This is a genomic window from Mesorhizobium sp. 01N446, from assembly GCF_056399285.1.
Genome location: NZ_JBFTRA010000011.1, coordinates 1 through 13,401 on the forward strand (window position 1 = coordinate 1; position 13,401 = coordinate 13,401).

The following is a 13,401-nucleotide window of genomic DNA, read 5'->3' on the forward strand; positions in this document are numbered from 1 at the left end:
AAGTCGCCCGTCTCAAGCCGGAATGGGACAAACAGTCGCCCGTCTCAAGCCGGAATGGGACAAACGTGGCGTCAAGCCGCTCGGCCTCTCGGTCGACGACGTGGAGGCACACAATCTTTGGGAGAAGGACATCGAGGAAACGCAAGGGCACGCACTCAATTTTCCGATGCTTGCCGACACCGACAAGAAGGTCGCCAACCTCTACGGCATGATCCACGCCGAGACTGATCCGAATGTGACGGTGCGTGCGGTGTATTTCATCGACCCAAATAAGAAGATCCGCCTCAGCCTGACCTATCCACCAAGTGCGGGCCGCAATTTTTCCGAAATCCTGCGCGCTATCGACAGTCTGCAGCTCACGGATACCCAGAAGGTCTCGACTCCGGTGAACTGGGAGCCGGGCCAGCCGGTGATCATTTCGCCAAGTCTCACCAACGAGCAGGCGAAGGAGCGATTCCCCCAGGGTTGGAAGGAGCTGCGGCCTTATCTGCGCATGGTCCAACTGCTGAACTGATTCCCGACCACCTTGGCTCGTCTAGTGCGAGATAGTCGTCATGACAAAGCCCAAAGATCCACGGACCATTGCAGCGGCAAACGGCATTGCTGCCGACCGTGGCTTCGGTGCGGTCACGCCGCCGGTTTATCTTTCGAGCACCTTCGCTTTTCCGGGCTATGACGAGGCGGGGCGCTACGAATATACGCGAGCCGGCAATCCGAGCCGCGACATGCTGGCCGACACGCTGGCCAGGCTCGAAGGTGGCGCCGGCGCAGTCGTCACCTCCTCCGGCATGGCGGCGGTCGACCTGCTGCTTGGGCAATTGGGACGAGACGAACTCATCGTTGCGCCGCACGATTGCTATGGCGGCACCTACCGTCTGCTCTCGTTGCGTCGCGACAAGGGGCATTTCGACGTCCTCTTTGTTGATCAGGGCGACGCAGCAGCGTTGTCCGCAACGTTGTCAAAGAAGCCAGCTCTCGTCCTCATCGAGACACCGAGCAACCCATTGATGCGCGTCGTCGATATCCGCTCGATCGCTTCTCAGGCAAAAGCCGTCGGCGCGAAGGTTGCCGTAGACAATACCTTCCTGTCGCCGGCTCTACAGCGGCCGATCGCGCTGGGTGCGGATTTCGTCGTCCATTCGACCACCAAATACCTGAATGGCCATTCCGATGTGGTAGGGGGCGCCATTGTCGCGGCGCAAGCGGGCGATGTGGACGCACTCGCCGAGTGGGCCAAGATCACCGGCGTGTCAGGTGCGCCTTTCGATGCCTACCTGACACTCAGAGGCCTTCGCACGCTGTTCCCGCGCATCGAGCGGCAGCAAACCAACACAGCGGCGGTCGCCGCATTCCTGCAAAGACAGGCACAAGTCAGCGCGGTCCATTATCCGGGTCTCGAATCCCATCCAGGCCATGCGATCGCCAAGGCTCAGCAAGCCGGGTTCGGAGCGATGCTGAGCTTCGAACTGGCTGGAGGCGTTGAGGCGGTTCGGCGCTTCGTCGAAGCGGTCGAAGTCATCACGCTGGCCGAGTCTCTCGGTGGCGTCGAAAGCCTTGTTGCCCATCCGGCTACCATGACCCATGCGGGAATGGGCGCCGAGGCCCGAAAGGTCGCCGGAATAAGCGACAGCCTGCTGAGGCTATCGGTCGGCCTCGAGGCGGAGACTGATCTGATCGCCGACCTTGAGCTAGCGCTTTCCAAAGCCGCTGGTTAGGAGGGGGCCGATCTGATGGGAGCAGAGGTGGTCAAAAAAACGGCGCTATCGACATCGTCGCTGGTTACTATAGCGTGACGACGGCCTGAAGACGAGCCCTGTCCACTGTCGTGGCTACGGCGCAGTTGGATTCATGAGGCAAGCTCGTTTTCGTTTGGAGAGACGAGTGATGGACCTCGATCCTGCATTCCTGTCGCGACTGCAATTCGCCTGGGTCATCGGCTGGCACATCCTGTTGCCGGCCATCACCGTGGGATTGGCCGCGTATATCGCGATGCTGGAAGGCCTCAATTTTTTCACCGGGAAGGACATCTATCTCCGCATCTCGACGTTCTGGATCAAGATATTCTCGATTGCTTTTGGCATGGGCGTCGTCACCGGGGTCGTCATGCCCTTCCAGTTCGGTACGAACTGGAGCCGCTTTTCCGACGCGACCGCCAATGTGCTTTCCCCGCTTTTCGCCTATGAGGGCCTGACGGCGTTTTTCCTGGAGGCGGCCTTCCTCGGCGTCCTTCTTTTCGGACGGCAACTGGTGCCGCGCTGGGCGCATTTCGTTGCAGCGCTAATGGTGGCGCTCGGCACTTTGCTGTCTTCCTTCTGGATCCTGTCAGCCAACAGCTGGATGCAGACGCCGGCCGGCTACGAGATCATCGATGGCCGTTTCTTCCCGACGGACTGGTTCAAGGTGGTCTTCAATCCTTCCTTTCCCTATCGGCTGGCGCATACCGTCGTCGCGTTCTTCGTCACGACAGGCTTCGTCGTCATGGGCGTCGGCGCCTATTTGATGCGTCGCGGGCGGTCCGTTGAGGAAGGCCGAACGATGCTGTCGATGACGCTCTGGCTGCTGACCGTGCTGGTCCCGCTGCAGATGTTCATCGGCGACCAGCACGGTCTGAATACCCGCGACCACCAGCCGGCCAAGCTAGCCGCGATTGAAGCGCGCTGGGAAACTGCCCGACAGGTGCCGCTTACCCTTTTCGCCATTCCGGATGACAAAGCCGAGCGCAACCTCTTTGCCATAGATCTTCCGTGGCTTGGCAGCCTCGTTCTCACCCATGAGCTTGACGGCGAGGTTAAGGGCCTCAAGGACTTTCCGGCCGATCAGCGTCCGCCCGTCGCGATCCCCTTCTTCGCCTTCCGGGCCATGGTCGGCTGCGGCATCGTTATGCTTGGCCTCGTCCTTGTCGGCGGATGGCTTCGCTGGCGCGGCCGGCTGGACGCCTCGCCGGCCTTTCTCGCGATCACCCAGATCGCGGCGCCCATCGGCTTCGTGGCGGTCATCGCAGGTTGGATCACCACCGAGGTCGGACGTCAGCCCTGGACAGTATACGGCCTTCTGCGCACGGCGGACTCAGTGACACCTTCATTGACGGGCTTTGATGTGATGCTCTCGCTGATCGGCTACGCAGCGGTCTATCTCATCATCTATCCTGCAGGCCTCTTTCTCATGCTGCGTATTGTGCGCAAAGGCCCGGCAATTGCTGCCGAGATAGATGTGGAGATCGAGGGAGGACGGCCCGGGGCGCCGGTCCGCGCCGGAGCCGTCGAACTTCGAGAGGGAGAAGTGCGATGAGCCAGGTCCTCGATTTCGTGCCAATCTGGACGCTGATCCTCGGCATGGCGGTGTTCTTCTACGTGCTGCTGGATGGCTTCGATCTTGGCGTCGGCATGCTTTACGGCTTCGCGCCCGACACTGCATCCCGCAACACGATCATGAACTCGATCGCGCCGATCTGGGACGGCAACGAAACCTGGCTGGTGCTGGGCGGCCTCGGGCTTCTGGCGGCGTTTCCGCTTGCCTTCGCCATCATCATCCCGGCGGTGTATTTTCCGGTCCTGGTCATGCTGCTGGCGCTGGTGTTCCGCGGCGTGGCGTTCGAGTTCCGGTTCCGCGACGCTGAGCACAAGACCTTCTGGGATCATGGTTTCTGCTATGGCTCGGCTGTCGCCACCTTTGCTCAAGGGGTCGTGCTTGGCGCCTTCATCCAGGGTTTTGAGGTCACTGGCAGACAGTTTTCCGGCGGTTCCTTCGATTTTCTGACGCCATTCTCGCTATTGACAGGTTTCGCCCTTTTGTTCGGCTATAGCCTTCTGGGCGCCGGCTGGCTGATCCTCAAGACCGAGGGGGAGGTGCAGGCGGCGGCGCGCCGCCACGGCCGCATGTGTCTTGTCGGCGTCCTCGTCGGTATTGGCGTGGTCAGCATCTGGACCCCGTTCATGAGCCAGGCCATCGCCGCGCGCTGGTTCGCCTGGCCCAACATTCTGTATTTGGCACCGGTACCTGTCGCGACAGCGGCCGTCGCCTTCTTCACCTGGCGGGTACTGGGCAGTGCAAGTGAGACGAAGCCTTTCGTCGGCGCCATCGGCCTCTTTGTGCTTTCCTATGTCGGGATCGCCATCAGCCTCTTCCCGATGATCGTTCCCTACCATTTCACGCTTTGGGAATCGGCCTCTTCAGAACGCACCCAGGCTTTCCTGCTCGTCGGCACTCTTGTGTTGTTGCCCGTGATCCTGATGTACACCGGCTGGTCGTATTGGGTGTTCCGCGGCAAAGTTCGCGCTGACGTTGGTTACCATTGAATAGGTTTTCGAACGCTGACCGACACAGTTGCTCTCATATTTACATGGTATCTAACTGGCTCGTGCAAGAAGCTGCGTGTCGCGACGAGCCAATGCCAATGAAGTCGACTTGTTCGGATCACTCGTCGCCACGACGCAGCAAGCGTCTCAGCATCGGTTCTATCCGCGAAAGCTCGTCGAGATGCGCAACCGAAAGGTCGGCCAGGTGGTCGTCGGCACGCACCGTTAACTGCAGCAGAACACGACGGTGGTCGTCCTTGTCCTGATCCCGTGCGACCAGCCCTGCCTCGCCAAGGCGATTGACCAATTCGACGGCGCTGTGGTGGCGGATGCGCAGGCGCTCCGCGAGGTCGCCGACAGTCACCGGTCCACCACCCGGATATCCCTTGATCGCAAGCAGCGCCTGATGCTGGCGTGGGGTCAGCCCGGCATCATGTGCCTGGACCTGGCTGAATTCGAGGAAGCGGCGGATCAGGTAACGAAACTCCGACAGCCGCTGGTAGTCGGCCTGGCTGATGGCGGGGCGTGGTTTTTGCGGATGCGTCATTTTTGACACTTGTTCAATTCCGATCGGTTTTAGCAAGAACGGCCTTGTCTATTTATATCGTATTCCGATACATAGCGAACCGACAAGCATGCCGTGTCCGCCGACACAGTTACCCGGCACATGCGATGCGTCCGCAGAATGAGAGCAGCAATGAAACCTGATCACGCCAGCCCCGACCATCTCCGAGATTTCACGACCGATGCCAGGGTGCTGCTGGTTGCCGCGATAGCGGTGGTGGTAGCGACGGCGGGGCTGTTTGCCGGCATTGCGCTTTTGAAACTGATCCGGCTGGCCACCAACATTGCCTATTTTGGCCAGTTCACGCTCGCCGACCTGAAGCTCGAGGACACTCCGCTGGGCTATGCCTCCGTCATCGTCCCTGTGATCGGCGCGCTGATCATCGGCCTGATGGCGCGCTTCGGCAGCGAGAAGATTCGCGGCCACGGCATTCCCGAGGCCATCGAGGCGATCCTACTCGGGCGCTCCAGGCTCGATGCCAAGGTGGCGATCCTGAAGCCGCTGTCGTCAGCGATCTCCATCGGCTCCGGCGGACCATTTGGCGCCGAAGGACCGATCATCATGACCGGCGGCGCGATCGGCTCACTGATCGCGCAGATGCTGCCGGTCAGCGACAACGAACGCAAGACGCTGCTGGTGGCGGGTGCTGCGGCCGGCATGACCACCGTGTTCGGCACGCCGATCGCCGCCATCATGCTGGCGGTGGAACTGCTGCTGTTCGAATGGACGCCGCGCAGCTTCATTCCCGTGGCGGTTGCGGCGATCATTGCCGAGGTCGAGCGTACCGTGCTGCATCTGCCCGGGCCGATCTTTCCGTTTCAGGGCGGCATGGCGGTGTCGTTCGTCGGGCTTGGCGGCTGGGTTCTGGTCGGTATTTGCGCCGGCCTGCTGTCAGGGCTGCTCACCCAGATGGTCTATGCCTGCGAGGACGGCTTCCAGAAACTGCCCATTCACTGGATGTGGTGGCCGATGCTAGGCGGTTTGGTTGTCGGCATAGGCGGGTTGATCGAACCGCACGCGCTCGGCGTCGGGTATGACAACATCGCCAATATGCTTGACGGCCGCACGATCGCGACCGCGGCGCTGATCCTCCTGGTAGTGAAAGCCATCATATGGTCGGTTGCGCTAGGGTCGGGGACATCCGGCGGCGTGCTGGCGCCGCTGCTGATCATGGGTGGGGCGATGGGAGCAGTGCTCGCCGGCGTTCTGCCAGCGGCGGATCCGGGCTTCTGGGCATTGCTGGCCATGGCCGCCACCATGGGCGGCACGATGCGTGCACCGCTGACGGCCACTTTCTTCGCGGTCGAACTGACCGGCAACACCCATGTGCTGGTGCCGCTGATCGCGGCCTGCGCGACGGCGCACGCCGTCACCGTGCTTCTGATGAAGCGTTCGATCCTGACCGAGAAGATCGCCAGGCGCGGGCACCACCTCGTGCGCGAATACCGCGTCGACCCTTTCGCCCTGACGAGGGTGCGCGAGGTGATGACGTCGCAGGTCGAGAGCGTGCCGGCGACGATGACGCTGCATGGCGCGGCGGCGTTCCTGACCGCGCCGGAAACCCGGCATCCGAGCTTCCCGGTCACTGACGAGAACAGGCGGGTGCTCGGCCTTATTGATCCGCCGGCCATCCTGCGCTGGCGCCGCGCCGGCAAGCACAGGACGACCACGCTCGGCGACCTGCTTGCCGGAAGCAAGGTGACGCTTGCCTATCCCGACGAATATCTGGAAGGTCTGTCGGACAAGCTGTTGGTGGCCAATGTCTCGCATCTGCCGGTCGTCACCCGCGAGAGCCAGCAACTGGTCGGCTATGTCGGCTGGAAGGATCTGATGCGCGTGCGGTCGAGGAAGCAAGCCGAGGAGCGTGATCGTTCGGCATTGCTGGCCTTCGGCACCCGCCGTAGAAAACAGGATGGCGCTGAACAAGACCGCGTTGGTTGAACACCTAGTAGATGCGAGCTTTCTCCAAACGCGATCGATCTACCTCGCCAGCAATTACGCGGCTCTCAATCGCGATCTGGTATTGTAATCCTTGAGGGATTTTGGAATGGCCAACTGACCGGAAATCTTCCTGCCGACGAAAGGACGTTCGAGGTCGACAAGGAAACCGGCGCGCAAACTGTGATCTCATTCAACCAAAATATGCGCCTCTCGGGCGGCTTCGACAAAAACTTCTCTTGCAACATCGGCGGAAACGCCGCCGTTTATGGCCTGCTGGCAAGCTCTCAACGCGGACCGATGTTTTTGACTTCCTGCATCGCGCCAATTGCCTCCAAGCAAATCTAGCGCCTGTTGAGCATTCAAGAGGTTGCGAATATTTCCGCCAATGCCGGTGGTGACTGGCACCGGCTTGGAAAACCACGCTTCGTACATGATGGAACCTCAGATGGACCGCACCGGACAAAACGCGGTGTCGACGAACGGTTTCGTTGAACAGCTATCACCGTTGCGTGAGTAGGTATGTACTGCGTCGCCGCGAAAATTGCATTGTCAACCCAACGGGTCACGCCGATCATGTCGGGCCCGTTGCCAAACGGCGATCTCGGCCGCTCTCCCTAATGGTGCCAACGACTGTTGCTGTTTCATTCGGACAAACGTCAGGTAAAGCGTTTCGTTCTCGATACACCACGCGGACGTGACACCGATCACGCCCAGCCTACGGCAATACGTCGTTAGCCTGCTACGCAACCGACGGCCCGGGATCATGGAATCGGCTTGAATTCTTCACCGTCATCGGTCGCAATTGCGGTGTGCACCGGGGCGAAGGCGGAGCGAAAAGTGCCGACCGCAAAAAACCGAGCAAAACTGATCCGCAAGCCAAAGCCATAAACCCGTCACTGTGAGGCTCGGTCGGGGGTCTTATGGATGTGATTTTGATTGCATCGATCTTTTAGAAATCCATAATATAGGGCGCATTGAATTCGGCTTTTTTGGGGAGGAAGTGTCATGCCTAAGGTTTCGGATCTCTTTTTTAAGACGGCTATCGTGTGGCTCATTCTGGGGATTGGCGCCGGCCTACAAATGGCGATCTCGGGCGACCATGGTGCCTTTCCGGCACATGCTCACATCAATCTGCTCGGCTGGGTCACATCTGCAATCTTTGGCGGGTACTATGCGCTTAACCCGGCAAAGGCGGCGCGGAGAATCGCGATGGTCCACTACGGCGTGTATAACGTCGGGCTGGTAATCATGCTGCCAGCGCTTTATCTGATGCTGCAAGGTAATACGGCACTTGAGCCGGTCGTCGCCGGCGGATCGCTGATCGTCGCAGCCGCTGTGCTGCTTTTCGCGCTCGTGGTTTTCTCGAGCGGAAGCGTGCGCTCGATGTCCGAGTTATCGCCCGCAACACGCTGACTTGACCGCGGAAGTCATTGCGCCGGTGCGCCAGCAAAATCCGTGCCCGGCAGTTGCTTTCCGACTGGATGTAAGCCTAGCGGCCCCAGCCGGCGCGCATCACGTGGGCGATGCCAGCGCATCGGCCTTGTCGGTCTTGTTTCGCTGCGCCGACATCGAGACACGCACATGTTGAGTCTCCAGGCAGATAGCCGGTCCCTATCGGTAACCGACCCCCGATATGTAATCGCGGAGAAGTTTATCTTCGCTTTCAGATTCGCCTAATAATGCTTGCAGTGCATCTCGTGTGTAAATAATGCCGATTGGCCTTTGTGCCTCATCCAGGACCGGAATGCGCTGAAGACCACGTTCATTCATCACCGTCCACACATCAAGAAGCCCCTCATTCTCCCGGCAATAGGTAACATCGCGCGTCATGATGCTGTCTATACTGGCCGTACACCCGAATCCGAGGCACTGACTGATCTGGCCAACAATATCTGTCTTTGTAACGACGCCGACCATGTTCCCTCGCTCACACACCACAACGAGGTCGGTGTGCGGCTTGGACATCATCTTGGCCGCTTCTTTAATCTGAGCCTTTGCTTCGATTACCGCGAGTCGCTCGAACGCGCGTGGCAACATCTTCTCGACCAACATCGTTCGTACTCCTGTGAAATCGCTTTGGCGTGAAAATCCATGGGCGCTCAGGATCGTCCGTAGGGTAACAGCGCCCCGTTATTATCGGCAATCAAATCGGCATACGATAGCCGTAGAACTCATGATCCTCATTGTAACCGCCCTGACCCGCGCCGAGGTCGGCGAAATCGCGCACGAACTCGATCGCTGCGACCCATTTGACCATCTTAAAGCCCAACTCGTTTTCGCACCTGAGCCGCAAGGGCGCGCCATGTAAAACGCTAAGCGGGGCGCCGTTCATCTCGTAGGCGAGGATCGTCAGGTCATGGCTCATGTTTTCGATCTTGTGGACGTCGTAGTAGCGACCACCATCGGCACCATCGGCCAGCGAGTAGAACACGGCGTAGAGGGCCGCTGGTGTCGGCTTCACCAGGTCCAGAATATCGCGCATGGGGACGCCACCCCATTCGGCAACGCCGGACCAACCCTGGATGCAGAAATGCGTGGTGATCTGTTCCTGCTTTGGCATTGCCCTTAGATCGGCCAGGGAGAACTGGCTCGTCGTCTCGACAAGGCCACTGACGTTCAGCCTGTAGCTGGCGAAATTCTCGGCCACGAGATCGTCGAATTCCTTGGAATTCGGCATCGTGCCGTTCGGCCAAAAATATGGCGAGATATCCTTCTTCGTCAGTTGCGAGCGCGGATCCCAGCCTTCCGCCAGCCCCATCAGCCAGCCGATCATGAACGCGCCGGTGCGCTGCACCAATCGGGCGTGGCGGATGGTGAAGGGTGAGACGACTAGCCATGCTGCGAGGAGGATGGCCATCGCGACGAGAAACAGGGGGAAACCCGTCCATGAAGCGTCGTCGATGCCGGCGAACATATGGTTGGTATTCTGCCGGATGCCGGTGACGAAGACCATCGCGCCATGCGCCACGATGAAGCCGACGAACCAGGCGAACGAGATGAAATGAACCGATCGCATGGCCTGCCGGTTGAATAATCGGCCGAACCATCCTGCCGCATTGGAAATCGCGGGGCTCTGCATCAGCCCTGTGGCGATCGAGACAGGCGCAGCGATGAACACGGTGACGAAGTAGCTGAGTTGCTGGAGGCCGTTGTAGCGGGTCCAGCCCTCATCCACCGGGAAGTTCAGCGAGGCATACTGGATCGCCGTCGAGAGCGCGGCCGGGAAAACTTCCCACGTCATGGGCACCAGCCTGCGCCACTGATCGGTTGAAAAGAGTAGAACGTAGAAGGCTACTCCGTTGATCAGCCATAAGAGATTGATCGAGAAATGCCACCAGCGCGATAGGCCGAGCGTGTGCCGGAGCCCCGGAATGCCAAGCCATGTCGGCAGCGTGACGGAATCATCCTTCGCCGTCCAGACGCGGTCCTTCGGCACCGGCACCTGGAAACGAAACCAATCGGTTCCCGGCGTGCAGTCTCGCCCCCAATACAGTCGTGGATGGTCGGCCAGGATTTGCAGGCCGGACCGCATGATGAACAACATGAAGAACATGTTCAGGAAATGCTGTAGCTGCAGCCACCAGGGGAAACCGGAGTCCACCAATGGTGCCGATTGCGCGATGCCGGGGTGGTTGTGGATGAAGGCCTTAACCTCGGGAAGCTCGCGAAGGCTTTGCGCGAGCGCGATCAGGCATAGCAGCACCGCCGCTCCGATTGGGATTGCCCATAATGTATTGATCCACTTTCGCCCGATCCGTATGCGTGGGAAAATTCCTTGCTGTGGCGGCATCCAGTTATCGAGACGGATGCGATCATCTGCATCGCTGAGCTTTGCGCGGAGCGGTTCGGGTGAGGGCGGCTGGGAAGTCATAGGTATCGGCTATCTTTCTGGCATCGATCGCGCCCTGGCGGGAGCGTCAATCGTGAAGTTTGGTGAGCGCCGAACCCTTGTGAAAAGCGATGTGCTCGGTCTTGCCGCTTTTGATTTCGTATTGCGGCGCTTCCTCACTCGCATGGTGTGTGTAGCTGTGGACCTGGAAATCGCGTGTGTGGACACGGACGATCGTGCCGCTGACGCGCCCGGCTTCCGAATTCCAGCTCACGTGATCGCCGACTTTGAATCTATCCGCCATGAAGCTCGACCAGGGTAATAGGGATTCTCACGGAACCATGACGCCGTTTCGCACCTGGTTGGCGCGGTCGAACGGCGAGGATCCATCACTCAACCGTCGCGCTCGAATTCGGTTCCAGTGAATCGCTTCCCGATGGAAGGACTTTTTGATCTGTAGGATAAACCGGCTACGATCCGCACCGAGATGGCCCGTTCACCGTGCGCGCCCAGATTGGAGTCGAAACGAGTACCTTCTTCACCATAGGCCATTCCACGCGCACGATCGTCGAGTTCGCCGAACTGCTTCTGCAGTCTCGTGTCGATTTCGTCGTCGATGTGCGCTCGATGCCGCGTTCGCGCACCAATCCGCAGTTCAACGGCGAAAGCCTTCCAGGAGCGTTGGCGCCGTGGCGGATCGGCTATGAGCATATCGCTGCGCTTGGCGGCTTGCGGGGCAGGGCGCGTGGGGCGGAACCTTCCCCCAATAGCTATTGGCGCGTACGTGGTTTTCGCTACTACGCCGACTATGCGCTGACCGAGCCGTTCGCCAAAGGCTTGGCGCAACTGCGAGAGCTCGGCGGCCGGCATCGCTGCGCAATCATGTGCGCGGAAGCCGTCTGGTGGCGGTGCCACCGCCGCATTATTGCCGATTACCTGCTCGCAGAAGGCGAACGCGTCATGCATATCCTTGGGGCCGGTCATGTCGAGGAGGCCAGCCTGACGCCAGGCGCTGTCGTGCGCGATGATGGAACGATCGTTTATCGCGGGGAGCATCTCCTCGGGAGGTAAGCATTGATCATTACAAGCGGTGCAGCCGGTTCAGTTTCCTTTGGTTGCCCCGAGCGCATGGTCGACGATCGTCTGCGCCTCGGCCAGGATGGCGCGCAGATGGTCCTGTCCGCGAAAACTCTCAGCGTAGATCTTGTAGATATCCTCGGTGCCTGACGGGCGCGCGGCGAACCAGCCGTTTTCCGTGGCCACCTTGACGCCGCCGATTTCGGCATTGTTGCCCGGCGCCCGGCTAAGCACCGACTTGATCGGTTCGCCAGCCAGGGTCTTCGACGTGATCTCATGCGGTGAAAGCTTCGACAGTTTCTCTTTTTGTGCTGGGGTTGCGGTTGCCTGGAGCCGATCAGCGACCGGTTCGCCCAATGCCTTCGTCAGGCTGCGATAAACCTCGCCGGGATCGCGACCCATCCTTGCCATGATCTCGGCCGACAGCAACGTCGGAACGATGCCATCCTTGTCGGTCGTCCAGACGGCGCCGTTGCGGCGCATAAACGTCGCACCAGCGCTTTCCTCGCCGCAAAAACCCAGCGAGCCGTCCTGAAGGCCCTCGGCGAACCATTTGAACCCGACCGGCACTTCATACAGTCTGCGCTTCAGCCTGGCGCTGACGCGATCGATCATCTGGCTGCTCACCACCGTTTTTCCAACCGCGGCGTCCTTGCGCCATTCAGGGCGATGCTGGAACAGGTAGTCTATCGCCACCGACAAGTAATGATTGGGCGGCAGCAGTCCGGCACTGCGGGTGACGATGCCGTGCCGGTCGTGATCGGTGTCGCATGCGAAAGCGATGTCGAATTGATCCTTCAGGCTGATAAGGCCTTGCATGGCATAAGCTGAAGACGGGTCCATGCGGATCTGGCCATCCCAATCAACCGTCATGAAACGAAAAGTGGGATCGACCTGGCGATTGACGATGGTCAAGTCGAGCTTGTAGCGGTCGGCTATGGCGGGCCAGTAGTGGACTCCCGCGCCGCCGAGCGGGTCGACGCCCATGCGAACATGTGCTCCGCGAATGGCGTCCATGTCGATGACATTGCCGAGATCGTTCACGTAAGCATTCAGGAAATCGTGAGCATGGACTGTCGGCGCATGGAGGGCTTTCTCGAACGGCATCCGCCGCACGCCTTTCAGGCCGTTGCCAAGTAGCTCATTGGCCTGTCTTTCGATCCAGCCGGTGACATCGGTATCCGCCGGCCCGCCATTGGGCGGGTTGTACTTGAAGCCTCCGTCGCCCGGCGGGTTGTGCGACGGCGTGATGACGATCCCATCGGCAAGTCCGGTCTTGCGGCCTTTGTTGTGGATCACGATTGCGTGGGAGACGGCTGGGGTGGGCGTATACTCGCCACCGGCCGCCATCATCACCTGCGCTCCGTTCGCGGCCAGCACCTCAAGGGCGCTCGCAAAGGCTGGCTCCGACAGCGCATGTGTATCGATGCCGACGAATATGGGACCATTGATGCCTTGTCGCTCGCGGTATAGGCAAATGGCCTGGCTGATTGCCAGCACATGCGCCTCGTTGAACGTGTTCTCAAACGCCGAGCCTCTATGCCCGGATGTGCCGAACGCCACCCGCTGCAAGGAGTTGGCAGGGTCCGGTGCCTGGCTGTAATAGGCTGTGACGAGCTTGGCGACGTTGACCAGCAGGTCGGCCGGGGCCGGCTTTCCGGCCAATGCACTGATTTCCATCGTCATGCTGGTCG

Annotated in this window: 13 protein-coding genes and 1 pseudogene; 7 read left to right on the forward strand and 7 right to left on the reverse strand. The window is 60.1% G+C overall.

The genetic code is table 11. From position 1 onward, the window contains the following. From AC1DPX_RS30235 to cydB, 4 genes are all read left to right on the forward strand, one after another. A partial coding sequence (locus tag AC1DPX_RS30235; protein WP_477241322.1) for a redoxin domain-containing protein occupies window positions 1-514 on the forward strand: 514 nt, incomplete at its 5' end. Between the two features lie 40 nt (window positions 515-554). Beyond that, window positions 555-1,715 carry a cystathionine gamma-synthase gene (metB, locus tag AC1DPX_RS30240; protein WP_137935314.1) on the forward strand — a complete coding sequence of 387 codons (1,161 nt, stop codon included), beginning with the start codon at window positions 555-557 and terminating at the stop codon, window positions 1,713-1,715. Between the two features lie 169 nt (window positions 1,716-1,884). Next, window positions 1,885-3,288, forward strand: a complete 1,404-nt coding sequence (locus AC1DPX_RS30245) for a cytochrome ubiquinol oxidase subunit I (RefSeq protein ID WP_137935313.1) — start codon at window positions 1,885-1,887, stop codon at window positions 3,286-3,288. Further along, the gene (gene cydB, locus AC1DPX_RS30250; RefSeq protein WP_137935312.1) at window positions 3,285-4,295 is read left to right on the forward strand and encodes a cytochrome d ubiquinol oxidase subunit II; all 1,011 of its coding nucleotides are present in this window, start codon (window positions 3,285-3,287) and stop codon (window positions 4,293-4,295) included. Before AC1DPX_RS30245 ends, cydB begins: the two co-directional genes overlap by 4 nt. 118 nt (window positions 4,296-4,413) lie before the next feature. Here the strand turns inward: cydB and AC1DPX_RS30255 are convergent, their stop codons facing one another. Beyond that, entirely contained in the window at window positions 4,414-4,842 is a 429-nt protein-coding gene (locus AC1DPX_RS30255; RefSeq protein WP_245469079.1) for a MarR family winged helix-turn-helix transcriptional regulator, read from the reverse strand. Between the two features lie 150 nt (window positions 4,843-4,992). Here AC1DPX_RS30255 and AC1DPX_RS30260 point away from each other — a divergent pair, with 150 nt between their 5' ends. Next, window positions 4,993-6,801 (forward strand): chloride channel protein, encoded by a 1,809-nt coding sequence (locus tag AC1DPX_RS30260; protein ID WP_477241324.1) that lies wholly within the window; start codon window positions 4,993-4,995, stop codon window positions 6,799-6,801. A gap of 186 nt (window positions 6,802-6,987) precedes the next feature. Here the strand turns inward: AC1DPX_RS30260 and AC1DPX_RS30265 are convergent, their stop codons facing one another. After that, window positions 6,988-7,233: a DUF982 domain-containing protein gene (locus AC1DPX_RS30265; protein WP_127266269.1), complete on the reverse strand. Its 246-nt coding sequence runs from the start codon at window positions 7,231-7,233 to the stop codon at window positions 6,988-6,990. Between the two features lie 573 nt (window positions 7,234-7,806). Between AC1DPX_RS30265 and AC1DPX_RS30270 the strand changes: the two genes are divergently transcribed. After that, the gene (locus AC1DPX_RS30270) at window positions 7,807-8,214 is read left to right on the forward strand and encodes a hypothetical protein (RefSeq protein WP_477241326.1); all 408 of its coding nucleotides are present in this window, start codon (window positions 7,807-7,809) and stop codon (window positions 8,212-8,214) included. Between the two features lie 79 nt (window positions 8,215-8,293). Here the strand turns inward: AC1DPX_RS30270 and AC1DPX_RS30275 are convergent. The 4 genes and pseudogenes from AC1DPX_RS30275 to AC1DPX_RS30290 all read right to left on the reverse strand — a co-directional run. After that, window positions 8,294-8,409: pseudogene (locus tag AC1DPX_RS30275) on the reverse strand (IS110 family transposase); the annotation flags it as partial. Window positions 8,410-8,412: 3 nt separating this feature from the next. Beyond that, the gene (locus AC1DPX_RS30280) at window positions 8,413-8,853 is read right to left on the reverse strand and encodes a CBS domain-containing protein (RefSeq protein ID WP_441940321.1); all 441 of its coding nucleotides are present in this window, start codon (window positions 8,851-8,853) and stop codon (window positions 8,413-8,415) included. Window positions 8,854-8,944: 91 nt separating this feature from the next. Beyond that, window positions 8,945-10,672, reverse strand: a complete 1,728-nt coding sequence (locus AC1DPX_RS30285; protein WP_477241328.1) for a molybdopterin-dependent oxidoreductase — start codon at window positions 10,670-10,672, stop codon at window positions 8,945-8,947. Window positions 10,673-10,718: 46 nt separating this feature from the next. After that, entirely contained in the window at window positions 10,719-10,934 is a 216-nt protein-coding gene (locus AC1DPX_RS30290) for a hypervirulence associated TUDOR domain-containing protein (RefSeq protein WP_127266171.1), read from the reverse strand. Between the two features lie 197 nt (window positions 10,935-11,131). On the opposite strand from AC1DPX_RS30290, the gene AC1DPX_RS30295 reads away from it, so the two are divergent. Beyond that, complete coding sequence (locus AC1DPX_RS30295) at window positions 11,132-11,701, forward strand: DUF488 domain-containing protein (RefSeq protein ID WP_477241330.1); 570 nt, start codon at window positions 11,132-11,134, stop codon at window positions 11,699-11,701. A 30-nt stretch (window positions 11,702-11,731) separates the two neighbouring features. Here the strand turns inward: AC1DPX_RS30295 and pgm are convergent, their stop codons facing one another. Next, window positions 11,732-13,393: a phosphoglucomutase (alpha-D-glucose-1,6-bisphosphate-dependent) gene (pgm, locus tag AC1DPX_RS30300; protein ID WP_477241332.1), complete on the reverse strand. Its 1,662-nt coding sequence runs from the start codon at window positions 13,391-13,393 to the stop codon at window positions 11,732-11,734. Window positions 13,394-13,401 lie beyond the last annotated feature (8 nt).

Excerpts from the sequence above, each read along its gene's own strand:
- metB (WP_137935314.1), top strand. The coding sequence starts at position 555 with ATGACAAAGCCCAAAGATCCACGGACCATTGCAGCGGCAAACGGCATT.
- AC1DPX_RS30245 (WP_137935313.1), top strand. The coding sequence starts at position 1,885 with ATGGACCTCGATCCTGCATTCCTGTCGCGACTGCAATTCGCCTGGGTC.
- cydB (WP_137935312.1), top strand. The coding sequence starts at position 3,285 with ATGAGCCAGGTCCTCGATTTCGTGCCAATCTGGACGCTGATCCTCGGC.
- AC1DPX_RS30255 (WP_245469079.1), bottom strand. The coding sequence starts at position 4,842 with ATGACGCATCCGCAAAAACCACGCCCCGCCATCAGCCAGGCCGACTAC.
- AC1DPX_RS30260 (WP_477241324.1), top strand. The coding sequence starts at position 4,993 with ATGAAACCTGATCACGCCAGCCCCGACCATCTCCGAGATTTCACGACC.
- AC1DPX_RS30265 (WP_127266269.1), bottom strand. The coding sequence starts at position 7,233 with ATGTACGAAGCGTGGTTTTCCAAGCCGGTGCCAGTCACCACCGGCATT.
- AC1DPX_RS30270 (WP_477241326.1), top strand. The coding sequence starts at position 7,807 with ATGCCTAAGGTTTCGGATCTCTTTTTTAAGACGGCTATCGTGTGGCTC.
- AC1DPX_RS30280 (WP_441940321.1), bottom strand. The coding sequence starts at position 8,853 with ATGTTGGTCGAGAAGATGTTGCCACGCGCGTTCGAGCGACTCGCGGTA.
- AC1DPX_RS30285 (WP_477241328.1), bottom strand. The coding sequence starts at position 10,672 with ATGACTTCCCAGCCGCCCTCACCCGAACCGCTCCGCGCAAAGCTCAGC.
- AC1DPX_RS30290 (WP_127266171.1), bottom strand. The coding sequence starts at position 10,934 with ATGGCGGATAGATTCAAAGTCGGCGATCACGTGAGCTGGAATTCGGAA.
- pgm (WP_477241332.1), bottom strand. The coding sequence starts at position 13,393 with ATGACGATGGAAATCAGTGCATTGGCCGGAAAGCCGGCCCCGGCCGAC.